Source organism: Bacillus sp. S71, from assembly GCF_016625265.1.
GTDB lineage: Bacteria > Bacillota > Bacilli > Bacillales > Bacillaceae_G > Bacillus_A > Bacillus_A cereus.
The window spans coordinates 147,058-172,464 of record NZ_JACVUW010000005.1; the positions used below are offsets into that span (position 1 = coordinate 147,058).

The window sequence follows — 25,407 nt, forward strand, 5'->3', positions numbered from 1 at the left end:
AACGATTTTTTCATTATATCGATCATTACCCGCAATATATCAACGATTTGACAAAGGATATCAATTTGCCGACAAATCACGACAATATCAGCGCCCCTCTCCCCTACTTTTATCAATATATTACAATCTCATCTATGTTAAAATATAGGAAACACCCTTTAGTATCATAGATCCAAAAAGCTTTTCCAAATTCATCATTTACTACTTAAATGACGGGAGTGGTTCAGTTGAAAGACTACTTAATTAGAGCATTTTTTGCGTTGATAACAGTTGGGATTCTCTTACTTATAGCTAATATTTTCAATATACGTGTCGAGGTTAAAGACTATGCTTTCCTCGTTGTCGTAGCAATTGGTGGCGGATGGGGTGGCTGGTACCTGTATAAAAAACAAAATAAAAATAACAATAAAGGCATTCCGAAATAATATGGAATGCCTTTATTCTATATTACATAATTAAACTTAAACCAATAATAAAAGCAGTCCCCAAAAAATATCATAAAAACCCATATTCTATGGTAAATAAAAAGAATTCATTTTGAATATAGAAACAGTCCAAAATCTTGCATAACAGAGGTATAACCCATTTGCCGCAACATTGTGGCTATATTCCCACGGTGATATGCTCCGTGGGTGACGACGTGTAGTATTGTTTCAGAAACCGTCGTATCTAGGTGCCCAGCATATGGATTATCAACCTCAACCACTTTTTCATAATCTTGTTGACTACTTAAAAGTACTTTGTATCGTTTAGATAATTCATAAAAACTAGTTTTCATTTCCTCAATATTTTTTGTTTCCAGCTGCTCTTTCAATTGGTCTGTGTGTACCATTGCATCACTCATGCTTTTACCAGAAATAATCTCAAACCAGGCTAAATCTGTGAGGTATATGTGAGACATTACTTTTGCAACCGAAGAAAAACCACTCTTAACTTCCTTATGGAAAATGTCTTGCGGTAGTTCTTTTAAGCGATTTAAAATAACTTCATTTGCCCATAAGTGGTAGTTATACATTTTTAATACAGAACGCCCCATGCTCATCTCTCCTCCAATTTTCATTTTAATGATTAGATTATGATACATAGCTGATTAAAAATTTCCAAAGGATTACATCTATAAAATTTATTCTCATTTCGATTAAAAAAACCTCTAGTAACTTCATAAAAACATTCGGTATCTTCCACAATCTGACCCTTTAACGGAACAATTATATGTCACTCAATAATTCCTTACTCACCCTTTATTCAGATGTTCTTTTTTAATTCATCAAAACATCCCTCCATCTACTTCCCCTCTTCAAACGCTTCCACATCTCACTATCAATATATTGAACCAAATTAAAAACACATGCTTTTTTAAAATAAACTTTCATGTGTTTCCAAAGACATCTATAAAAAACAAAGCAATCAAAATGATAAAGGCATTCCAAAGTAATATGGAATGCCTCTTTTATTGCCTTCTGTAATAAATAATGAAATTCAGGCCACTAATACAACCAATCGCAATAAACATACAAAACGATTGTGGATCTCCAGCCAAATTATACTCATCAACAATAAAGCCAATCATAAAGAGTGTTATCGCCGAAACACCGATACACAATATCGAAATAAACCAAAACGAAAATTCATTAATTAGCTCTTTCTTCTGTGTTGAAACGATTAGCATAACAAGAATAGACGCTGCTAAAATACTTTTAAAAACAGGACGTAAATACACAAACTCCTCCATCAATTTCTCCTTTTCCAAAAAACATCATATCTCAACATTAACATATTTAACCAAATTAAAAACACATGTGTTTCCGTATTTGCTATGATAGTTGCTTCCACTTTGTTCCCAAAACAGGACGCTCATAATTTTGGATTGCATGAATTAGTTTATCTGCCGTCTCAGCTGAAACGATCAATTCTTTATTTGATGGATTCATAAATCCTTCTTCTGCTGCACGTTCAACCATTTGCAGAATTGGTCCGTAAAAACCTTTTATGTTTAATAAACCAACCGGCTTATTATGTATACCAATTTGTGACCAACATACAACTTCAAATAGTTCTTCAAACGTTCCGTATCCGCCTGGAAGCGCAATAAAAGCATCTGCAAGCTCTGCCATTTTCGCTTTACGTTCATGCATCGTCTCTACTTCAATTAATTCTGTTAATCCTGTATGCACAATTTCTCCTCGGAATAGACCGCGTGGCATAACACCTGTTACACGTCCACCTAAACGAAGAACTTCGTTTGCTACTTCTCCCATTAATCCAACGCATGAACCACCGTATACGAGCTCATACTCGTTCTCAACAAACATTTTACCTAACTGAATTGCCTGCTCTTTAAACTCTGGTCTCTCCCCTAAATTAGAACCTGCAAACACACAAATCTTTCTCATCCCTACACCCCGAAACTATATATTGTTATGATACAATGAACATTGTACAACATATTGAGGAGATGAGGAAGAAATGGATATCGTTGCATTTCAAAGATGGGTTGAGGAATTTTACGAAAAACGAAGCTGGTCACAGTATAATGCCTTTATTCGCTTAAATTTCTTAACCGAGGAAGTTGGGGAAGTTTCACGAGTCGTTCGTGCTATTGAAATCGGCCGCGATCGCCCTGATGAAGATGCGAAAACAGAAGAAGAGCTAAAACAAGAACTAAAAGAAGAACTTGGCGATGTACTATCTAACCTTATTATTCTTTCGCAAAAATATGATTTAGACTTACAAGACATTATGGACGCACACGTCACAAAGCTTTCGAAAAGGTTCGAAGTATCTAAATGAGAATATTATCAATTATGGTATAATATTCTTGTCACAATACTAAGGGGGATTTTATGTTATCAAAAAAATTGCACGACGCATTAAATGAACAAATGAACTTTGAATTTTACTCTGCCCATGCTTATATGGCAATGGCTGCTTACTGTACAGCTGAGAGCTATGATGGATTCGCTAACTTTTTCCTTGTACAAGCTGAAGAAGAACGTTTCCACGCAATGAAGCTTTACAACTATATTAATGACCGCGGAGAGCGCGCTATTATTACTGGATTTGATAATCCGAATAACGAATACGAATCTGTATTAAACGCTTTTGAAGTCGCACTTGAGCACGAGCGTGAAGTAACGAAACGTATTTACAACTTATCTGATATCGCTTGGGATGAGCGTGAACATGCAACAATTACATTCTTAAAATGGTTCGTTGACGAACAAGTTGAAGAAGAAGCTTCATTCGATAGCATCATCCAAAAACTAAAACGTATTACAAGCGATTCAAACGCACTGTTTATGCTAGATGCTGAATTAGAGAAACGTACATTTACGCCTCCAGCTGAGTAATATTTCAATCACCTTAATACATGTATTAAGGTGATTTTTTTGTTTGCTCTCTATCTTAAAATCACCTTAAATTTCCTCATATTTGACATAGTGCCAGATATAAAATGGTATTATTTTCAATATAAAAACGAATATACGAGGAGAGGAAAAATGAATCAACGTGTAGAAGCTGTTGATGCAATTCGTGGTTTCGCTTTGTTTGGCATTTTACTAGTCAATATGACATTAATTCAATTTGGGTTCTTCACCAGTGAAAAACCAACTTATCTATTTGGCGATCTTGATAAAGGTGCTAATTGGTTTATTCAATTTTTCGGCACACATAACTTTATATCCCTATTTTCTTTTCTATTTGGGCTTAGCATTATTTTGTTACAAAAAAGTATTATCGCAAAAGGCAAAAAATTCTTCCCCACATACATAAGACGTATTATCATTCTTTTACTACTCGGCTACATTCATGGCACTTTTGTTTGGGAGGGAGATATTTTATTTGCATACGGAATAATCGGGATTTTTTTAATGATGTTCATCAATCGAAAACCGAAAACTTTGCTTATTTGGGCGATTATTCTACTCGCACTTATTACACTTATGTCTTATCAAACTGATCCATCTACAAATATAAATGATTTCGCACCTTATACTGAAAAAGAACATAAAGTCCATCAAACTGGAAGCTATATGGATCACGTCAACTTTAGATTGACTGAAAATCCTTTTGATTACATGGGAATTGACGGTGCATTCGGATTATTTTTCATATCAGTTTTCGCAATAATTTTTATGTCTCCACTGTTCCTACTCGGAATGTATGTAGGGAAAAAAGGCTGGCTATTTGAGGTCAGTAAACATATACCTGCTGTCAAAAAAATATGGTTTGCCACCGGTCTCTTCTCTTTTACAATTAAAATCTTAGCTATGTTCATAAAACACCCGGTTTTAATTATGTTACAAGATGGCCTTACACCAGTAACTATGACCTTCTTTTACGGAAGCACAATCATTTTATTATTCCATTACAAAAAAGCAACCCGTCTACTAACATACATAGCGAACATGGGGAAAATGTCCGTTAGTAATTACTTAGCGCAATCTATTATCGCAACAACCATTTTTTACGCATATGGATTTGGCTTATACGGGAAAATCGGCTATTTCTTCGGTATTCTTTTAACCATCGGAATTTATACGATTCAATTATTCGTTAGCACCTATTGGCTCCAGAAATACCGAATGGGGCCAGTGGAATATGTCTGGAGACTGGGAACTTATTTAGAGAAACCACGTTTTAAAAGAGACTTGGATAAAGCAAGTTAAACAAAAAAAGCAACGAGCCTACGCTCATTGCTTTTTTAAATTTATTAAAGCATAACCCCAACGATAATCGCTGATAATATACTTACTAACGTTGCACCGTATACAAGTTTTAAACCGAATGATGATACAACGTTTGCTTGTTTGCCATCGATACTCTTCGTTGCACCTGCGATAATTCCGATAGATGAGAAGTTCGCAAATGATACAAGGAAGATAGATAAAATACCTACTGTACGAGCTGATAAATCACCAGCTACTTTACCAAGGTCAAGCATTGCAACGAATTCGTTCGTTACTAATTTTGTTGCCATAATTTGTCCTGCTTGTAACATCTCTGATGTTGGAATACCCATCACGAATGCTAATGGTGAGAAGATATATCCTAAAATGCTTTGGAATGTGATTCCGAAAATTGAATCGAATACACCATTAATTGCTGTAATTAATGCCACGAAACCGATTAACATCGCCGCTACTGTTACAGCGATTGAGAAACCAAGCATAATATATTCGCCTAACATTTCAAAGAATGTTTGTTTCTTGTCTTCTTGTAATTCTAAAATATCGTCTTCTTCTTTTACTTCATATGGATTAATGATATGAACGATAATGAATCCACTGAATAAGTTTAATACAAGTGCTGTTACTACATATTTTGGATCGATCATTTTCATATAAGAACCGACAATTGACATCGATACTGTAGACATTGAAGATGCACAAAGTGTGTATAAACGATTTTTCGGTAATTTGCTTAGTTGATCTTTTACTGTAATGAATACTTCCCCTTGACCAACGATTGCAGCTGCTACCGCATTATATGATTCTAGTTTTCCTAAACCGTTAACTTTACTTAATAGGAAACCGACTGCACGAATGATAATCGGTAAAACTTTAATATGTTGCAGAATCCCGATTAATACTGCTAAGAAAATAATCGGTAATAATACTGTTAAGAAGAATGGTGCTTGTCCATCGTTTGCTAGACCACCAAATACGAAATTAACCCCAGCTTCCGCAAATTTTAAAATAGAACCAAATCCATCTGCGATCCCTTTTACTAATACAAATCCGACCTTTGTATTTAGTAAGAAATACGCAAGTACCAATTGAATGACGAGCATAAGTGCAATTGGTTTATATTTAATCTTCTTACGATCTGAACTGATAAGGAAACCTAGTACAAACACTACAAGTAAACCGACTAGAAACATTACGAACTTCATATGTGAATCCTCCACTTCTCCCACGAGTTATTGGTCGTATAACGTATAACGAATGACGTCTGACCATTGTTGTTAAAAAAATTTAAAACCCCTAAAACTATTCAACTGTCATCTAAAATCAGTAAGCGTTTACATAAATTGCAATTTATAAAAGGTAGCTTCTTCTCTCCTACCATACTTGAAAGTCTGAAATTGATACCACCTACAAATCAAATTGTAAGCGTTATCTAGGTGAAATGCAATATAAATTTTAAAAGATTTTTATATGTTAATATATTCCTAATTAATTGGTTTTTTCATGCAAATTTACCATAAAAAAAATAGCCCTAGCTATGAGCTAGAGCCATCCTTTTTTTATAACATAACACCAACGATAATCGCTGATAGAATACTTACTAACGTCGCACCGTACACAAGGCGTAAACCGAATGATGATACAACATTTGATTGATTTTCATCAATACCTTTCGTTGCACCTGCGATAATTCCGATAGATGAGAAGTTCGCAAATGATACAAGGAATACAGAAAGAATACCAACTGTACGAGCCGATAAATCACCAGCTACTTTTCCAAGGTCAAGCATCGCAACAAACTCGTTTGATACTAATTTTGTTGCCATAATTTGTCCCGCTGTTACCATTTCTGCTTGCGGGATGCCCATTACGAATGCTAATGGTGAGAAAATATATCCTAAAATAGCTTGGAATGTAATACCGAACATTGTATCAAACAAGCTATTGATTGCTGTAATTAATGCTACGAAACCGAGTAACATAGCTGCTACTGTAATCGCAATCGTGAAACCAAGCATAATGTACTCGCTCAGCATTTCAAAGAATGATTGTTTTTTCTTATTTTCTAATTTCAGTGTATCTTCTTCTTCTGTAATATCGTACGGGTTAATAATATGAATGATAATGAAACCACTAAATAAATTTAATACAAGTGCTGTTACTACATATTTCGGTTCGATCATTTTCATATAAGAACCAACGATTGACATCGACACTGTCGACATAGAAGATGCACATAATGTATATAAACGATGTTTTGGGATTTTACTTAATTGATCTTTTACTGTAATAAATACTTCTGCTTGTCCAACAATGGCAGCTGCTACTGCGTTATATGATTCTAGTTTTCCTAGACCATTTACTTTACTTAACAACGTACCAATAGCACGAATAAATATCGGTAAAATTTTAAAGTGTTGCAGAATTCCGATTAAAACCGCAAAGAATACGATTGGTAATAACGCTGTTAAGAAGAATGAAACCTCTCCTTTATTAACAAGACCACCAAATACGAAAACGATTCCAGCTTCCGCATATCCAAGAAGTGCGCCAAATCCATCTGAAATTCCTTTTACTAAAATATAACCAACTTGCGTATTTAATAAGAAATAAGATAATGCTAGCTGAATAATAAGCATAATTGCGATTGGTTTATACTTAATCTTCTTTCGATCGGCACTTATAAGAAAACCGAGTACAAATACAACGAGTAATCCTACAAGGAACATAACAAACTTCATTAATAAAATCCTCCATTTAACTCTTCATTAACGTTGAACGTCTGACCATTCAAAACAAGAAATAATCCGAACTTTCCATTTCTCCTCCAAAGTCTTCAATCGGATAGGAAAGATCATAAAACCTCTTATTTCAAAGGCATTTTCCATTCTAACATAAATCACAACTCATATCCGCACTTTTCTTAAAAAAATACATTTTATTATGAAACATTCATGAATGTTCGTCTTTTTCATTATAAAGCGAAACTTTAATGAGCAGGAGTTTCACTTCACACAAATAGCTGAACCAACAAAAAATGAGCATCAAGTTTCACTTGATGCTCACCTCATTATACTGCTTTTTCTTTATCAGCTACCGCTGGCTTATCCCAACACTCTGTATTGTTCAAACCTGGAATAGACTCCGCATAAAAGACTGGATCTTTCCCTTGTTTCTTTTGCTTAATATAATCTGATAACGCTGCGAAAGCGTACTTTGAAAGGAATACAATTGCTACTAAGTTAATAACAGCCATAATTCCCATGAATAAATCTGCTAAATCCCAAACGATTTGAATTGTCGCTACAGATCCTAGCATAACCATACCAAGTACAGCAATGCGGTATGCATTTAATAGCACTTTACTTCCATTTAAGAATTCAATATTTGTTTCACCATAGTAGTAGTTACCTACTAATGAACTGAACGCAAACAAGAAGATCGCAACTGCTACAAATATAGAAGCCCATGGACCGATATGTTGACTTAACGCCTGCTGCGTTAATTGAATTCCATTTAAATCAGCTGCATTATGCACGTCTGATAAAAGAATGATAAATGCTGTACAACTACAAATTAATAATGTATCTGTAAATACCCCTAAAGTTTGAATGAAACCTTGTTTAACTGGGTGCGTTACGTTTGCAGTCGCTGCTGCGTTTGGCGCACTACCCATACCTGCTTCATTTGAGAATAATCCACGTTTTACCCCTAATAAAATCGCAGCTCCTAATCCTCCGCCTACTACTTCTTTAATTCCGAAAGCATGTAAGAAAATTTCTTTAAATACATATGGAATTGCCGTAATATTTGTTACAACAACGAATAATGCCACTGCTACATAAATAATTGCCATTACTGGAACAATCATTTCAACCGCGCGAGCAATTCGTTTTACTCCGCCGAAAATAATAACTGCAAGTAAACCAGCCATAACAAGACCTACTAATCTGCTATCTGTTTTAAATGCACCATCAAAGGCAGCTGCTACAGTATTAGACTGTACAGCGTTAAAAATCAATCCGAAACTTACTGTTATTAGAACAGAGAACACAACACCTAACCAGCGTTTATTTAAACCCTTTTCCATATAATACGCTGGGCCCCCACGGAATGCATTCCCATCTTTTACTTTATAAATTTGCGCTAATGTGCTCTCTACAAATGCAGAAGCACCCCCAATTACCGCGATTAACCACATCCAAAATACTGCTCCTGGTCCACCTGCTGAGATTGCAATAGCTACACCAGCTAAGTTACCAGTACCTACACGAGAAGCTGTACTCATACAAAATGCTTGGAATGACGATACACCGCTCTTCTCTTTTTGCGCTTTCCTCGTTTTCGAGCTTGCTCCATCCCCAAGCAAACGAATCATTTCACCGAAGTAACGAACTTGGACAAATTTCACACGAAATGAAAAATAGAGCCCTAACCCAATTAACATCGCAATAATGACATATGACCAAAGGATATTATTTACATCCCCAATTACCCTAGCTAAAAAATCCATATTTGTATTGCCCCCTCTTCCTAACAATAAGAAAATTATATTCTAAAAACTTTAAGTAATCAAGAACTTTATGTAAGGTTTTATGACATGAGTATGTTAATTCTCTTAACATACGTGTTTTTTTCATAAAAATATAGCTATTACATGCATTTATCCCGCATTAACGGGCAGTAAGACCCCCACCTCAAAATTCAACGAAAACGAAGAAATTAGGTGGGGGATCAACTGCCCGTAAAAGCCCGATTGGTTCAACTAATAATCAGTGGGGGATGAACACCCCCCACTGATTAAAGTTTCACTTTATCCAATACTCAATCACTTATCCTCTTCGACCAGTCATACTTTTAAAATAGTACGTTCCCCATAAATAACGAGAGAAACAAACAAAAAAAGTTATATTGATAATTACCTCTCACCCTTTTCATCATTTACTACAACAAAAAAGGCGAGCATCGAATTTACCTCGATGCTCGCCTTTTCATTTACACTGCTTTTTCTTTATCTGTTACCGCTGACTTATCCCAGCACTCTGTATTCGTTAAACCAGGAATAGAATCTGCACTGAAGACTGGATCTTTTCCTTGTTTCTTTTGCCTTACATAGTCTGCTAATGCTGCATACGCAAATCGGCCAAGAAGTGTAATCGCAATTAAGTTCGTGATTACCATTAGACCCATAAATAAGTCTGCCATATTCCATACAACTTGAAGCGTCGCAACAGAACCGAATAATACCATTCCAACTACCGCAATACGGTAAATTGTTAACCACGTTTTGCTTTGCTTAATGAATTCAATATTTGTTTCACCATAATAGTAGTTTCCTAGAAGTGAACTAAATGCAAATAAGAAAATAATAATCGCTAAGAAACTGCTCGCCCATGGGCCAATTTGTGAACTTAATGCATTTTGTGTTAATTCAATACCTTCTAAATTCGTTGCTTTATATGCACCAGAACATAGTACGATAAACGCTGTTGATGTACATACTAAGAATGTATCTACTAATACTCCAATTGTTTGAATAAAACCTTGTTTCGCTGGATGCGTTACATCAGCTGTTGCTGCCGCGTTCGGCGCACTACCCATACCTGCTTCGTTCGCAAATAACCCGCGCTGAATACCATATTTCATCGCAGCACCGATACCGCCACCTACAGCTGAATCTAAACCGAATGCACCTTTAAAGATTTCCGTAAACACATCTGGTATTAAATAGAAGTTTTTAATGACAACAAAAATAGCTACTGCAATATAAATAAGCGCCATTGGCGGAACAATCATTTCCGACATACGTGCAATACTTTTTACACCACCAAAAATAATAACCCCAACTAATGCAGCTAATACAATACCAACAATATAACGCTCTAAGCCAAATGCATTTTCAAACGCTAACGTTACTGTATTTGCTTGTACTGAGTTGAAAATTAAACCATAACTAATTGTAATCAGAATAGAGAACCAAATCCCCATCCAACGTTTATTTAAACCTTTTTCCATATAATAAGCAGGACCACCGCGGAAGCCACTGCCATCTTTTATTTTATAAATTTGTGCAAGCGTACTTTCTACGAAACTTGAAGACGCACCGATAATCGCAATAACCCACATCCAAAATACAGCTCCAGGTCCTCCCATAGAAATAGCTAACGCTACACCAGCTAAGTTCCCGATACCAATACGAGCTGCAGAACTCATACAAAATGCTTGGAACGATGATACGCTGCCCTTTTTACGTGTCTTGCCAGTTAGTCCATCACTCATTAAACGAATCATTTCCCCTAAATGAGTAAGTTGTACGAATTTTAATTTAATAGAAAAATAAAGCCCTAAACCAATTAACATTGCAATAAGAATATATGACCAAAGAATTGTATTCGTTGATGAAATAAATTGCTCTAAAATATTCATACAATTAACCCCCTCCTTTTCTCCATAAAACGAATTATATTTAAAAAACATTCAAAAATCAACATTTTTCGACAATTTGCAATTTCCAAATATTAGCCAGGTTCACAGTAACAATATCTTTATGACTGACTACCCTCCCTCTAACTGTGCATACTAAAACAAAAAATAAATTCACAAACAACCCTATTGACAAAAATACCAACCTGTAACTATAATGATTACAACAGGTTGTAACAAACCTAATTACAACAAATTCATTTACTTTCAGATATACACTTTAACAAAACACTTTGGAGGGATTTATTATGAAAATCGGAATTATCGGAGCAACTGGTAAAGCAGGAAGTCGTATTTTAAAAGAAGCATTGGATCGCGGACATGAAGTAACTGCAATCGTAAGAAACGCTGCAAAAATTACAGAAGACAATGTAAAAGTTTTAGAGAAAGATGTATTCTCTCTTACATCTAACGACCTGCAGGCATTTGACGTAGTTGTAAATGCATTCGGTGCTCCAGCAGGCGAAGAACACCTTCACGTAGATGCAGGAAACGTACTTATTGAAGCTGTGAAAGGTGCACCAAATACAAAATTACTTGTAGTTGGCGGAGCAGGAAGCTTATTTGTAGACGAAGAAAAAACAACACGTGTATTTGATACACCAGGTTTCCCGGGCGAATACCTTGCAACAGCTCAAAACCAAGGTAAAAACTTAGAAATCTTGCAACAAACAAATGATATCACTTGGACATTCATCAGCCCTTCTGCACTATTCGCATTAGGAAAACGCACTGGTTCTTACAAATCTGGCAAAGACAATCTTCTTGTTAACTCAAAAGGTGATAGCTACGTAAGTTACGAAGACTTCGCAGTTGCAGCACTTGATGAAATCGAAAACCCAAAACACGTAAACGAACGCTTCACAGTAGTTTCTGAAGCTGAATAATAAAAAAAGCTCGTAAAACATTATGTTTTACGAGCTTTTTCTTATTATTGCACTTGCTCTAATCCATTTTGAGTAATCTTAAAGGATATTTCTTGCCCCTTCATCGCATCCTCTTTTTTAACGAACTCATTCTTTTTGTACCAATTCAAACGACTCGGTTCCGCATGATATACTTTCAACACGTCTCCATACTCAAATGCCGTTCCATTTACTTGCCCAGCAAAATTCTTTGAAGTCTCTTGTCCTTCTGCCGTTACATGCTTTTTCTCATTTCCATTTTGATCATAAATCGTAAGGCCTATATACTGCTCATTTACAAAGCGATAATGAATCTCCTCATTTGTAAATGTTGCATGTAATTTCTTTTCAGCGTGGTTTAACGTAACAATTGAACGTGTTACATTCGACACACCTTGATATACTATGCTATCTCCATATGTAACTTCCACAAATACTTCTGTCACTTTCTTATTCCCAAAGCGATCTTTCGTTTCTACTTTTGCTTTTTGTTCACCAATTTTTGTTGTATCCGGTTTCTCTACAAATCCGAGTACTTCTCCATCTTTCACTTGAACAAAGTCTTTCGCATCTAATTTTTCAGCGTCCGTTCCGATTACTACTTTTTGTGGGACTGCTGTTACTTCTTGTTGCGCTTCCATTCTCTCGAAACCTTTTTCCGTTAATTTAAAGTACAACTCTTGTTTTCCTTTACCGTTACTTACAAACTCATTTTTTTGATACCACTTCAATCGATCTGATTCTGCATGATATACCTTAATAACATCACCATATGCGAAGTCTACACCATTTAACTGTTCTGCAAAGTTTTTCGAACTCTCTTGCCCTTCTGCCGAAATAACTTTCTTTTCATTTCCATTTTGATTGTATAGCGTGATTCCCATATATTTTTCATTCGCAAAACGATAATGAACTTTAGCATCCGTAAATGTTGCCTGTAGCTTTTTCGTATTATGATCCGCAGTTACGATAGAACGCGTATTATTACCATCACCTTGGAAGACTAAGCTATCGCCATAAATTACTTCCAATGGTACTTCCGTCACTTTCTTATTTCCAAAACGATCTTTCGTTTCTACTTTCACTTTTTGTTCACCGATTTTTGTTGTATCCGGTTTTTCTACAAATCCAACTACTTCTCCATCCTTCACTTGAACAAAGTTTTTTACATCTAATTTTTCAACGTCTGTTCCGATTACTACTTTTTGTGGGACTGCTGTTACTTCTTGTTGCGCTTCCATTCTCTCAAAGCCCTTTTCTGTTACTTTAAATAATAATTCTTTCTCTACCTTCGCCTTACCTTGTCCGATAAAGTCATTATTTTGATACCAATTAAAGCGATCTGATTCAGCGTGATACACTTTTACTACATCACCATACTCGAACTCTAACTCATTAATTGATTTCGCGAATTCTTCCGCATTTTCAACACCTTTTACTGTTGCTTTCTTTTTCTCATTTCCATTTTGGTCTAGTAATGAGAATTCAAAATACGTGTCTTCTTTAAAATAATAGTGCACTGGATTTGAATCAGCTATCGCACTAAACTTTTTCTGATCATGTTGCAGTGTTACGATTGATTTAATATTATTATCATAATTGAGCCCTTTGAATACTAAGCTATCACCATAACTAACATTTGCTACAACCGGAATTAAATTCTTATTACCTTTTTCATCTATAATTTCTACTTTTACAGTTTTTTCTCCAACTTCAGGCTTGCCTTGTTTAATCACACCTGTTGTTTTTACACCTTCCCCTAAATTCTGTACAAGTTCTTTTGCTTTTTTCTCATTATATGTAGTACCGATTACTACATTTTGGATTTTTTCATTATTTGGCTCGCCATATGGAACTTCATATAACTCAATTTGTTTCTCACGAATTGGATTGCTATCTGTAGATAACCAAATTTCTTTTTCTAATTTTGGTAAATTTAATTTTTCAATCTTTTCTCTCGTAGCATCATTTGCAATTAATCCCCATTTATCAAAGAAAGGAATTAAATTTTGTCCTGCCACTTTTGACGTCATATAAATAAACATCTGCTTTTTCTCTTCATCAGATTTAGGCAATTCTGTATCATGTAACAAACGATACATTTGATGTAAATTTGGATAGAACTGATCCCCATAAGCTAAATACAACTGCCAAAACATAACTAATTTCTCAAATACATCCATCTTCTCTTGTGCATCCGGTTTACCTAAATAAGCAAATGCAGCTTCATAGCGCCCCTCTTGCTCTAACCTTGTTTTATGCCCGAATGTAGTTTGAACTGCCAAAGAATAAATATTAACGGTTACTTCTCCAAGTCCATCCCATAACCAAGTATCCTGTTGATGTTGATGTCCCACTTCATGCCAAGGCCCCCATCCATCATTAGTTAACTCTTCTAGATTTAGTACTGATTCTAAATTCCCTTTACTATAAGCTGTTCGATAATAAGTCGCATACATATAATTATCCGTATACCAGTCTTCAACAAAATGAATGGAATGTTTACCTTGATTCGCAACACCCGCACCAGCTTTTGATAAACCTGATATCTTATGTTCTATATTAATTATTTCATCATGTTTCTTTAATAACGCAGCTGGGTCTTCTTGCTTCAAATGTTCCGCCACAGTTTCAGGATGCATAGTTAATAAACTATTTTCCCCCTTCATTTCTATTGCATATGGATCAGGATTCTCTGCCAACATACGCTTCCAATCTTTTGTCGTATGCTTACCTAAAATAAATAAAGGATTTGGTGTACCGCCTTTTTTCACTTTAGCGACTACTTCTCCTGTGTTGTGATAATTATAAAAATATAATAGCCCCCCATTTGAAGAAGAAATTTTATTCTCACCGGGATTTAAATTGAATTGTTTAGGTTCTTCTTTTTCATAAGAATATGTACCAATATAAGCTTTAATCTGTTGAGTTCCTTCTACTTGAATAACTACTTCTTCACCTGGATTTACATAAATGCCCGTTGGTTCATAAGGAGAAAAACTCATTCGACGCTGATGCAACTCACGCATCCCTTCTACATCACCTTTTGGCAGTAATTGATACACTCGCTCTTCTTGCTGTTTCTCTTTATTTTCAATCGTCATCTCTGCATACACCTCAGGTAATTCAAGTCCATATTGCGTTAATAACGTAGCTAAACAAACACCAGCTACTAATACCCTACTCTTTTTCTGCTTTGACATAATCTGTGTCCCCTGTCCTTTTTTTAGACAAACCACCCTATATATTCATTTAATAAGAAATCCTATTATTTTTATAAAAACATTTAATGAATAGACTAATACCTCTCGCACCTATATCAATTACTACCGCATTTCTCTAAATGTATTCGCTTTCTTATATTGTAAAATTTTTTATGTATTACGCCCTCCTCACTTCTCTCTACTTGTGATGAGTTCTCTTCGTACATAAAAAGAGAATAGTAAAAGATATCATTTAGTATTGTCATCTATACATCTAAAAATAAAAATAGCAATAGAACCTTACATTTTCTTCATATATGACCATCTATAGGTAGTTTTTCCAACTGAATTTTACACGCTTTCTACTTCGTTTGATAGACTTCATAATTAGAATAATGTTACAATTTTGTGAATAACATCCGTTGATTGTAATGTTTAGATTTTGTTATATTTTATTATTTTTAAATACTTTTTCAAACGTTAAAATAGTGTTTCAATCGATTAATTATTATCTTGATATATTTTTAAAGAATTCATATGAAAAAGCATTGGCATACGCCAATGCTTTCTCATTATCTCTTTTGATTCGGTTTATGCGGTTCATTTGGAGTATATGGCTTATTTGGTTTATTTGGAGCCTCAGCCTTCTTCCAACTTACCGCTAACTCTGGACTTGTTTTTTCTTCACTACGCTCAAGTAATACTACTGCATTTTGAATAGTCGGTGTACCTTTATGCGCAATTCCTTGTAGTTTCGTTAAATTTCCTGATACTTTAAAGCTAAATCCACCAGCTGGTGTTTGTTTCGGAATTAAAATGCGGAACTTCTCTCCTACATTAAATTCTGTTTTTGTTTCGCCTTTTTCATTTGCAAATTTCACGCCCGCTGGTGCACCTGTTGCTTGCACTTTATACGTTCCGCTTTTTGCATTTGTTTCTACTGTATATAAACCTGTTTCAAAGAAATCATTTTTTAATACTGCTTCTTGTTCTTCTGTAGGAGTTACACTCATCGTAATTTCTTGTAACTCTTCACTAGCGTTTGCTTTTGCAACGATGTCTTTCGTTACTTTCTCTACATTTTTATTGCGGAAATCTAAATCATTAACATCAATTTGTTTTAACGCATTCCACACTGCCAGCTGCGTTGCGTAATGCGCCTCTCTCCAATCAGATACCCCTAATTCTTGTGGGCTCTTTTGTGGATATCCATTCAACAGTACACGGTACACATTAATATCCACTTTCCCCATTTCTGGTAAATCTTGACCGCTCGGAGATTTTAAATCTACATTTAAGCAAAATGCAATTTTTCCATCTGCCGTTTTAATAAGTTCTGTTCGAATTGGTTTCTTCTTTGACTTACTATAACTCCAATTCATTTCATACTTTGTATGATCCATAACTTCTGCGAATGCTTTTTGAAGTGGGAATAATACAAATAAGACACTTAAAAACATAGCTAAAAGTTTGAACGATTGCTTTATATTCATGTTTACAGCCCCTTAATAACAAACTTAATACTAAGTAGTATTTAATTAGAAAATATTTTTATGCAAAAAAAAGAGCGCATAAAAGCACTCTTTTTTCTTTCTTACTTTAATCTTAGAAATCGAAGTTATCAGGATCTGGACCAACGCGGTGATTTTGGTTTAACGCATCGATTTTTTCCATGTCTTCTTTTGTTAATTCAAAGTTAAATACATCAGCATTTGCAATAATGCGGTGTTCTTTCGTTGATTTTGGAATTGTAATTACTCCGTTTTGAAGATCCCAACGTAAAATCACTTGTGCTGTTGTTTTACCGTGTTTCTCAGCAATCTCTTGTAATGTTTCGTTATCTAATAATTGACCTTGCATTAGTGGTGACCATGCTTCCATTTGAATACCTTGTTCTTTACAGAAAGCTTGTAGTTCTTTTTGTGTTAAACGAGGGTGGTATTCTACTTGGTTAATCATTGGCTTAATTTCTGCATCTTTCATTACATCTTGTAAGTGATGAATTTGGAAGTTACTTACACCAATTGCACGTACGCGCTTTTCTTTATAAAGTGTTTCTAGCGCTCTCCATGTATCTTTATATTTTCCTTCTGAAGGCCAGTGAACAAGATATAAATCTAAATAATCTAGTCCTAATTTTTTTAGACTCTCTTCGTATGCAGCGATTGTTGTTTCATATCCTTGATCTGCGTTCCATACTTTTGAAGTAATAAATAATTCTTCTCTTGCAATACCAGTCGCTTCAATACCTGCACGAATTCCTTCACCTACAGCTTTTTCATTTCCGTAAATTGCAGCTGTATCGATGCTGCGGTATCCTGCTTTAATTGCTGATTTAATTGCTTCTACAAGTTCTGGTCCTTCTTCTACTTTAAATACACCTAAACCGAACCAAGGCATTTCTACACCGTTATTTAATACTGCTTTACTTTGTAAGTTTTTCATTTTATTTTCTCTCCTTTTATTTTACTTGATCTCTTTTTTCTAATGTCATGCTCCATGCTGTTAAAATCACGGCACCTACTACCATAAGACCGCCTACCCAAGCAGTATGGATTAATCCTAACGAATTCGTTACAAGGCCACCTATATAAGAACCTAAAGCGATTCCTCCGTTAAATGCGGCAATATTAATTGCTGAAGCAACATCAACCGCACTTGGAACAAAGCGCTCTGCCAATATAACTACATATACTTGTAGCCCTGGAACATTCATAAATGCGAATAGTCCCATGAAAATAATTGTGATTAATCCAGCTACTTTAAATGGCGCTGTAAATGTTAAAACAAATAATATGATCGCTTGAATAAAGAACATGTAAAATAGCGCTCGAATCGGATTATGATTCGATAATTTCCCGCCAACCATATTCCCTATCGCAATTGCAATTCCGTACACTAATAAAATGATAGTAACGGTACTTGCTTCAAATCCTGTTACTTCTTGTAATAGGGGTGATAAATACGTAAATGTTACGAATGTACCACCGTATCCAAGTGCAGTAATAATGAAAACAAGTAATAGTCTTCCATTTTTAATTAATTTAAATTGATCACGAAACGATACAGGTACACCATTTTTTAAATTAGATGGGACGAGTATACTGTTTGCGATGAAAGCAATAATTCCAATTACGACAATCGCCATAAATGACGCTCTCCAGCCAAACTCTTGACCGATAAATGTTCCAATTGGCACACCAGTAATAGTCGCAACTGTTAATCCAGTAAACATAATCGCAATTGCGCTAGCACGTTTATTCTCTGGTACGATTGCAGCTGCAATTGTAGATCCAATTGACATAAACACACCATGTGCAAACGCAGATACAATTCTTGCGATAATTAATACAGTGAAGCTTGTTGCTACCGCCGCAATGCCATTACCAATAATGAAAATAACCATAATCCACATTAATAATGTCTTTCGCGACATACTAGCCGTTAACGCTGTTAAAACAGGAGCTCCTACCGCTGCTCCTAACGCATATAAGGAAACCGTTAAACCGGCTGTTGTAACCGAAACATTTAAATCTTTTGAAATAGATGGTAGTAAACCGACACTAATAAACTCGGTCGTACCAATCCCAAACGCACTAATTGCTAGCGCTAATAAAGCAAACATACTTCTTCGGCTCGTCTGAGCTTCCGAAGATGGTACTGTATATGAACTCAATTGAATTCCTCCTTATTACAAGAAATCCAATCATAATAGTATGATAAAAAGGCCCTTTTATCTTCTAAAAAATATATTTCATACTTACAAATGCTATTATGAATGGTTTCATTCCTTTTTTGAAGAACGCACTTTAAAGTACGATAGGCACTAAAAAGTAACATAGTCACTTTTTGGTACTGTACTACTCATTTGCCTCTTACATGTGCTATTATGAAACATATTTAACATAATAAAAAGTACGTACTTTAAAGTGCTATAGGTACTAAAAAGTAACATTTGTATTATTAAACTTACTTTACTCAAAAAGGGAGGGGTTCATATGAAGAAATACAATATTCCTGTAGAGGCGACTTTAGAAGTTATCGGCGGCAAATGGAAAGTTGTTATTCTTTGTCACTTAACGAAAGGTACAAAGAGAACGAGTGAATTAAAACGCTCCATGCCTGGTATTACACAAAAAATGTTAACGCAGCAATTACGTGAATTAGAAGACGACGGGGTCATTCAAAGAAAAGTATACAACCAAGTCCCACCGAAAGTAGAATATTCTCTTACCGACTACGGTTGGTCTTTAGAATCCATTCTTGACTCTCTTTGTTCTTGGGGCGAATGCCATCTTGAAAAAGAAGGTAACACATCGATGCTAATTGCAGAAGGTGAATAATAGGAAAAAGGAAAAAACGAACATGAATTTGTTCGTTTTTTCCTTTTTTTCTATATATATATGTACATTTCTAACTGAAACAAAATATTTTATACGCTTTCATACCTTGTCAGCACTACGTTATACACTCAATATCAAATAATTAGGAATCATTTTTATGTTAACATAGGTGTATATAGTATATAATATAGGATATATATTATATACACTTTCCGGTAACGGAGCTTTTCCATTATGCGGACAAGCCATATATCGGACAGTTCATAAATAATAAGTAAGACGTTATGGTTTTAGATTTATGTTTGCAGCTTACTTGCTGTCATAAATTTAAAGGCATTTTATTGTGTTTTGTGAAACTTTGCATAAAGTTTCGTAAACGTTTACTATCTTACTTATAAAAAATAAGAGTATTGCTATCGTAAAGGAGAATTGGAGATGCCAGAAACTATGACTCAAACAAAGCCAGAACAAGAAACTGTACAAATTTCTGCTAGCCAAGGACAACTTGATGTACTTGATCAGTTGTTAAAACCTGAGGTACAAGAATCATTAACAACACTAGTAGAACAGCTTCCAAAATTAACTGAGCTTGTTAACATTTTAACTAAGTCTTATGACTTCGCTCAAACTGTTGCTACTGATGAAGTATTAAAAAGCGACACTGTTGGTGCAATTACAGAGCTTGTAGAACCTGTAAAAGATACAGTGAAAAGCATGGCTGCAACTGCAATCGAAGCGAAAGATCGTGCTGACGAAAGTACTGAAGTTATCGGCCTATTCGGTCTATTAAAATTACTAAAAGATCCACAAGCACAAAAAATGTTCCGCTTTGTGAACGCATATCTTCAAATTAGTGCAGAACGTAACAATAAATAATTTAACTTATAACAACAATTAGTAAAGACGGGGGATATCATACTATGTCAAAACAAATTGTCATCTTAGGCGCTGGTTATGGCGGTCTTCTTGCCGCTTTAAACGTACGTAAATATTACAGCAAATCAGAAGCACAAGTTACAGTGATTAACCAATACCCAACACACCAAATCATCACTGAATTACACCGCCTTGCAGCTGGTAACGTGTCTGAGCAAGCAATTGCAATGCCACTTACAAAGCTTTTCAAAGGTAAAGATATCGATCTTAAAATTGCAACAGTTGAGTCATTCTCAGTTGATAGCAAAGAAATCAAACTAGCTGGCGGCACTACTTTATCTTACGATGCACTTGTAGTTGCTTTAGGAAGTAAAACTGCTTACTTCGGTATTCCAGGACTAGAAGAAAACAGCATGGTATTAAAATCTGCTGCTGATGCAAACAAAATCTACAAACACGTTGAAGACCGTATTCGTGAATACGCGAAAACGAAAAACGAAGCTGATGCTACAATCGTAATCGGTGGTGGCGGATTAACTGGCGTTGAGCTAGTTGGTGAGCTTGCTGACATTATGCCTAAACTTGCAAAAAGCCACGGCGTAAATCCAAAAGAAGTTAAACTTCTTCTTGTTGAAGCAGGTCCAAAAATCCTTCCAGTATTACCAGACCACTTAATCGAACGTGCAACTACTAGCCTAGAAGCACGCGGCGTTACATTCTTAACTGGTCTTCCTGTAACAAACGTTGCTGGCAATGAAATCGACTTAAAAGACGGTCAAAAACTTGTTGCTAACACATTCGTTTGGACAGGTGGCGTTCAAGGTAACCCATTAATCGGTGAATCAGGTCTTGAAGTTAACCGTGGACGTGCAACAGTTGATGCATACCTACAATCTACTTCTCACAAAGACGTATTTGTTGCTGGAGACAGCGCTGTTGTCTTCTCTCCAGACGGTCGTCCATACCCACCAACTGCACAAATCGCTTGGCAAATGGGTGAGTTAATTGGATACAACTTATACGCAGCACTAGAAGGCAAAGCATTCGAAGAGTTCGCACCTGTAAACTCTGGAACACTTGCTAGTCTAGGACGTAAAGATGCGGTTGCTACAATTGGAGCAAGCAATACTCCACTTAAAGGCTTACCAGCATCATTAATGAAAGAAGCAAGTAACGTTCGTTACTTATCACACATTAAAGGTCTATTCAGCTTAGCTTACTAATCTGAATATAAGCCCGAATCATGCCCAGCATGGTTCGGGCTATTTTTATCCGTAATTTTCTCTAACTTATTTATTCGGCAAAAGAATAATATAACCCTTTTAATTATCTAAATTTACTGATTATTTTATGTCCAAATTGTGTATACGAAAAGATGGAAGTATTCTTCCTACTCCCATCCTTTCACACAAACTATTCGCCTAACTTCACAAGGCTGTAGTTCTTCTTCCCTTTACGAATAATAATAAATCTTCCATCAAATGAATTTTCTACAGTAACATCCGTACCCACATCTGTTACTTTCTCACCATTCATAGAAATCGCACCATTATTAATGTCTTCGCGTGCTTGGCGTCTAGATGGTTCAATTCCTAAATCGACTAGCCACTCTACGATGTTTTTCGTCTCTTTTGAAGACTGGAACGTTGGCATTTCTTTAAAGCCTTGTTCAATTTCATCAGCTGTTAACGATTTAATATCCCCGCTAAATAACGCTGCTGTAATCTTCTCAGCTTGTAATAATGCCTCTTCTCCATGAACGAATTTCGTCATTTCTTCCGCTAACACTTTTTGCGCTTCACGTTTATGAGGTTCCGCTTCTACCTTCGCTGCTAATTCATCAATACGCTCTTCCGTTAAGAACGTAAAGTATTTCAAGTATTTAATTACGTCACGGTCATCTGTATTTACCCAGAACTGGTAAAATTCAAACGGTGTCGTTTTTTCGGGATCAAGCCAAACCGCACCACCTGCTGACTTACCAAACTTCGTACCGTCCGATTTTAATAATAACGGAATCGTTAATCCGAATACTTTCGCCTCATGACCTTCTAACTTCCGAATTAAATCTAAACCACTCGTAATATTTCCCCACTGGTCACTACCACCAATTTGAAGTTGAACATCCTCTTTCGTGTATAAATGATGGAAATCCAGCGCTTGCAAAATTTGGTACGTGAATTCTGTGAAAGAAATACCTGTATCTAAACGGCTTGCTACAATATCCTTCGCTAACATGCTATTGATGCTAAAGTTTTTCCCGTAATCACGTAAAAACTCAATAATATTTATTTCATGTGTCCAATCATAGTTATTTACCATCTTCACTTCGCTATTTCCGCCAAAATCAAATAGCTTTTTCATTTGTGCTGTTAACGCATCTACATTATGCTGAACCACTTCTAATGTTTGAAGTTGACGCTCCGATTGTCGTCCACTCGGATCACCAATTGTTCCTGTTGCCCCGCCAATTAAAATAACAGGATGATGGCCAGCTAATTGGAATCTCTTCATCATCATAAACGGAATCAAATGTCCGATATGCATACTATCACCAGTCGGATCAACTCCGCAGTATAGTGAAATCTTTTTCTCTTCTACTAGCTTACGTAAACCTTCTTCGTCAGTCTGCTGATTAACGGCGCCACGCCATTCTAATTCATCAATAATATTCATCTTTTGTCATCCCCTTTATTTTTTAAAAACAAAAAAGCCCCTATGTCTACGATAGACATAGGGACGATTATTCACCGTGTTACCACCCAGTTTGCATAAATAGCATAGCTACTCATACCACTCTTAGCAATAATATCGATTGCTAGTCCGCTTAGCATTACCTAAGATACTCCAGAGTGTAATTCGCAAGTTTGTTTGTGCTAGGTTCCAGCAACCCCTAGCTCTCTCGTTAACAGTGACAAACTGCTACTGGGCTCTTTCAACGTATGTTATTTGTTAAATTATTAGCATTATATTGAATTGAAAACAAATTGTCAACAATACCCAAATATTATTTTAAAATAATTCATATCTTCATACGTATTTCGTTATTCCTTATCTTCTCCAATAATCCTTACTTCTCGCTCTAACTTCACGCCAAATTTCTCTTCAACTGTCTTTTGTACGAAGTGAATTAAATCGATGTAATCTTGTGCTGTTCCGTTATCAACATTCACCATAAATCCAGCGTGTTTTAAAGAAACTTCCACTCCACCAATTCGCTTACCTTGTAGTCCTGAGTCTTGAATCAACTTACCAGCAAAGTTATTTGGTGGACGCTTAAATACGCTACCACATGAAGGATATTCTAGAGGCTGTTTTGACTCACGCTTAAACGTTAAATCATCCATTTTTGCTTTAATTTCTTCACGTACACCTTCTTCAAGTTCAAATCTCGCTTCAAGAATAATGTAATGGTTGTTAGCAAATACACTCTTACGATATCCAAATTCAAATGCTTCTTTCGTCAAAGTACGTAGCTCTCCATCACCTGTCATTACAACAGCTTCTGTTAACACAAACGATACTTCACCACCGTAAGCACCAGCATTCATATATAACGCTCCGCCAACTGAACCTGGAATACCACAAGCAAACTCAAGACCCGTTAAGTTATGGTCTAAGGCAATACGTGATACGTCAATAATTGCTGCACCACACTGTGCTACAATCGTCGTTCCTGTTACAGTAACACCTGTAATATGAATTAAACTTACTGTAATCCCGCGAATCCCACCATCTTTAATAATGACATTCGATCCATTTCCTAAAAACGTAACTGGAATATTATATTCGTTCGCATATTTGATAACTTCTTGAATTTCATCATAATTTGTAGGCGCAACAAAAACATCTGCTTTTCCGCCAACTTTAATATGCGTATGATTCTTTAACATTTCATCTTGTTTAACATGTCCTTCAGGCAATACCGTACTTAAATATTTATAAACCTCTTGCATATTCATTTTACGATTCCTCTATTTCTATATTCATTTTATCCCGTTATACGGGCCCATAATATCCCCACGTACATGAAAGAACCTAAAGTGGTGGATACAGTGTACCCAAAATCAATTCGAGACACCTATAAACCTCTTAATTTATAAGAGGTGCCACTCATATTAAAATATATATTGCATAATAAAGCAACCCAAATGGACTACTAAACTTGACATGTCATCAGAAAGACAACAATTTGTAAAATATGTGACTTTTTCAAAACACTATCCCTCAGTATCTTACTATACCATACAAAAAGAAAGTGGTATTTTTTTGTACTTTTTACTTTATTTACATCAATAAAAAAGAGCACATCCGACAGAATGTGCTCTTTCTATACTCTTTATATTACTTTTCGTTCTCTTCTTTTTCTTTATCAAACCATAACAGCTCATCGTTATCAACTTCACCATTATAATTGATTAAAATTTCTTCTCCTGCTTTTATATCTTTATAAGCAAAGAAGTTAAACGTATGGTTCTCGAAGACAATATCATACGTTGCATTCGGTTTATATGAATGATTAAATAACATACCGTATCCTAAAAGGATTGCCGTATGATTGATCCCATACTCAAATGCGTAGTCAGCAAGTAACGTTTTCTCAATATGTTCATGCTGTTCATTCGGATAAGAGATAACTGGTGCTGCGTGTATCAACTCACCCTTTTTAATATCACGAGTTGCAAATACACCTCTATTAAATTCTCCATCACTAAGTTCAGAAGTCTTAACTTCGATCATATGCGTCACCTATATAATTCTTTCTTTGAAGTATTTTATTCCGCTATTTGCGGATAGCTTGATTGGTGAGGGCTAATAATCAGTATGTACTAGTCTCACTTTATCTCCTTAAGCTTGGCAGAAAACGCGCAGAAAAGCAATTAAATTCCTATCAAGTATTCGTTTC

At 35.6% G+C, this 25,407-nt stretch carries 22 protein-coding genes and 1 other annotated feature; of the genes, 8 read left to right on the forward strand and 14 right to left on the reverse strand.

The features are described 5' to 3' along the window. The first annotated feature begins 227 nt into the window (after window positions 1-227). Window positions 228-425, forward strand: a complete 198-nt coding sequence (locus tag IBT51_RS13620) for a hypothetical protein (protein WP_000656311.1) — start codon at window positions 228-230, stop codon at window positions 423-425. A gap of 107 nt (window positions 426-532) precedes the next feature. Here the strand turns inward: IBT51_RS13620 and IBT51_RS13625 are convergent, their stop codons facing one another. The 3 genes from IBT51_RS13625 to IBT51_RS13635 all read right to left on the reverse strand — a co-directional run bounded on the left by IBT51_RS13625 (window position 533) and on the right by IBT51_RS13635 (window position 2,393). Beyond that, entirely contained in the window at window positions 533-1,036 is a 504-nt protein-coding gene (locus IBT51_RS13625; RefSeq protein ID WP_000533785.1) for a DinB family protein, read from the reverse strand. A 414-nt stretch (window positions 1,037-1,450) separates the two neighbouring features. Next, window positions 1,451-1,732, reverse strand: coding sequence for a hypothetical protein (locus tag IBT51_RS13630; protein ID WP_200458465.1), 282 nt, complete (start codon window positions 1,730-1,732; stop codon window positions 1,451-1,453). A gap of 82 nt (window positions 1,733-1,814) precedes the next feature. Beyond that, a complete protein-coding gene (locus tag IBT51_RS13635; protein ID WP_001225756.1) occupies window positions 1,815-2,393 on the reverse strand; it encodes an LOG family protein in 579 nt (192 codons plus the stop codon). A 73-nt stretch (window positions 2,394-2,466) separates the two neighbouring features. On the opposite strand from IBT51_RS13635, the gene IBT51_RS13640 reads away from it, so the two are divergent. From IBT51_RS13640 to IBT51_RS13650, 3 genes are all read left to right on the forward strand, one after another. Beyond that, complete coding sequence (locus IBT51_RS13640) at window positions 2,467-2,790, forward strand: MazG nucleotide pyrophosphohydrolase domain-containing protein (RefSeq protein WP_000355749.1); 324 nt, start codon at window positions 2,467-2,469, stop codon at window positions 2,788-2,790. A gap of 53 nt (window positions 2,791-2,843) precedes the next feature. Beyond that, window positions 2,844-3,350 (forward strand): ferritin, encoded by a 507-nt coding sequence (locus tag IBT51_RS13645; protein ID WP_000949403.1) that lies wholly within the window; start codon window positions 2,844-2,846, stop codon window positions 3,348-3,350. Window positions 3,351-3,500: 150 nt separating this feature from the next. Beyond that, complete coding sequence (locus IBT51_RS13650) at window positions 3,501-4,670, forward strand: DUF418 domain-containing protein (RefSeq protein WP_200458464.1); 1,170 nt, start codon at window positions 3,501-3,503, stop codon at window positions 4,668-4,670. A gap of 44 nt (window positions 4,671-4,714) precedes the next feature. Here the strand turns inward: IBT51_RS13650 and IBT51_RS13655 are convergent, their stop codons facing one another. The 4 genes from IBT51_RS13655 to IBT51_RS13670 form a co-directional block, all read right to left on the reverse strand. Further along, on the reverse strand, window positions 4,715-5,896 hold the full coding sequence (locus IBT51_RS13655; RefSeq protein WP_053563400.1) for a NupC/NupG family nucleoside CNT transporter: 1,182 nt from the start codon (window positions 5,894-5,896) through the stop codon (window positions 4,715-4,717). A gap of 354 nt (window positions 5,897-6,250) precedes the next feature. Further along, a complete protein-coding gene (locus tag IBT51_RS13660; protein WP_000673841.1) occupies window positions 6,251-7,432 on the reverse strand; it encodes a NupC/NupG family nucleoside CNT transporter in 1,182 nt (393 codons plus the stop codon). Window positions 7,433-7,761: 329 nt separating this feature from the next. Further along, complete coding sequence (locus tag IBT51_RS13665; RefSeq protein WP_000346413.1) at window positions 7,762-9,204, reverse strand: alanine/glycine:cation symporter family protein; 1,443 nt, start codon at window positions 9,202-9,204, stop codon at window positions 7,762-7,764. A 482-nt stretch (window positions 9,205-9,686) separates the two neighbouring features. Next, complete coding sequence (locus IBT51_RS13670; RefSeq protein ID WP_016123726.1) at window positions 9,687-11,117, reverse strand: alanine/glycine:cation symporter family protein; 1,431 nt, start codon at window positions 11,115-11,117, stop codon at window positions 9,687-9,689. Window positions 11,118-11,422: 305 nt separating this feature from the next. On the opposite strand from IBT51_RS13670, the gene IBT51_RS13675 reads away from it, so the two are divergent. Beyond that, a complete protein-coding gene (locus IBT51_RS13675; protein ID WP_075717273.1) occupies window positions 11,423-12,061 on the forward strand; it encodes an NAD(P)-dependent oxidoreductase in 639 nt (212 codons plus the stop codon). Window positions 12,062-12,105: 44 nt separating this feature from the next. On the opposite strand, the gene IBT51_RS13680 is transcribed toward IBT51_RS13675, so the two are convergent. The 4 genes from IBT51_RS13680 to IBT51_RS13695 all read right to left on the reverse strand — a co-directional run bounded on the left by IBT51_RS13680 (window position 12,106) and on the right by IBT51_RS13695 (window position 18,907). Further along, window positions 12,106-15,282 (reverse strand): putative mucin/carbohydrate-binding domain-containing protein, encoded by a 3,177-nt coding sequence (locus IBT51_RS13680; RefSeq protein WP_200458463.1) that lies wholly within the window; start codon window positions 15,280-15,282, stop codon window positions 12,106-12,108. 572 nt (window positions 15,283-15,854) lie between these two features. Further along, window positions 15,855-16,775, reverse strand: coding sequence for a thioester domain-containing protein (locus IBT51_RS13685; RefSeq protein ID WP_001022532.1), 921 nt, complete (start codon window positions 16,773-16,775; stop codon window positions 15,855-15,857). Between the two features lie 112 nt (window positions 16,776-16,887). Continuing rightward, window positions 16,888-17,727: an aldo/keto reductase gene (locus IBT51_RS13690; RefSeq protein WP_000793526.1), complete on the reverse strand. Its 840-nt coding sequence runs from the start codon at window positions 17,725-17,727 to the stop codon at window positions 16,888-16,890. Between the two features lie 16 nt (window positions 17,728-17,743). Beyond that, window positions 17,744-18,907 (reverse strand): MFS transporter, encoded by a 1,164-nt coding sequence (locus IBT51_RS13695; RefSeq protein WP_168410432.1) that lies wholly within the window; start codon window positions 18,905-18,907, stop codon window positions 17,744-17,746. Window positions 18,908-19,280: 373 nt separating this feature from the next. On the opposite strand from IBT51_RS13695, the gene IBT51_RS13700 reads away from it, so the two are divergent. From IBT51_RS13700 to IBT51_RS13710, 3 genes are all read left to right on the forward strand, one after another. Next, on the forward strand, window positions 19,281-19,625 hold the full coding sequence (locus IBT51_RS13700; RefSeq protein ID WP_000760481.1) for a winged helix-turn-helix transcriptional regulator: 345 nt from the start codon (window positions 19,281-19,283) through the stop codon (window positions 19,623-19,625). A gap of 435 nt (window positions 19,626-20,060) precedes the next feature. After that, window positions 20,061-20,501: a DUF1641 domain-containing protein gene (locus tag IBT51_RS13705; protein ID WP_001115310.1), complete on the forward strand. Its 441-nt coding sequence runs from the start codon at window positions 20,061-20,063 to the stop codon at window positions 20,499-20,501. Between the two features lie 44 nt (window positions 20,502-20,545). Beyond that, entirely contained in the window at window positions 20,546-21,724 is a 1,179-nt protein-coding gene (locus tag IBT51_RS13710; protein WP_000043199.1) for an NAD(P)/FAD-dependent oxidoreductase, read from the forward strand. Between the two features lie 190 nt (window positions 21,725-21,914). On the opposite strand, the gene tyrS is transcribed toward IBT51_RS13710, so the two are convergent. The 3 genes from tyrS to IBT51_RS13725 form a co-directional block, all read right to left on the reverse strand. Continuing rightward, window positions 21,915-23,177: a tyrosine--tRNA ligase gene (tyrS, locus tag IBT51_RS13715; protein ID WP_197233465.1), complete on the reverse strand. Its 1,263-nt coding sequence runs from the start codon at window positions 23,175-23,177 to the stop codon at window positions 21,915-21,917. A 56-nt stretch (window positions 23,178-23,233) separates the two neighbouring features. Next, window positions 23,234-23,449 (reverse strand) — a binding site (T-box leader). Window positions 23,450-23,545: 96 nt separating this feature from the next. Beyond that, on the reverse strand, window positions 23,546-24,463 hold the full coding sequence (gene murB, locus IBT51_RS13720) for a UDP-N-acetylmuramate dehydrogenase (protein ID WP_001057106.1): 918 nt from the start codon (window positions 24,461-24,463) through the stop codon (window positions 23,546-23,548). 382 nt (window positions 24,464-24,845) lie between these two features. Further along, window positions 24,846-25,241, reverse strand: a complete 396-nt coding sequence (locus IBT51_RS13725; protein ID WP_000573647.1) for an SET domain-containing protein — start codon at window positions 25,239-25,241, stop codon at window positions 24,846-24,848. Window positions 25,242-25,407 lie beyond the last annotated feature (166 nt).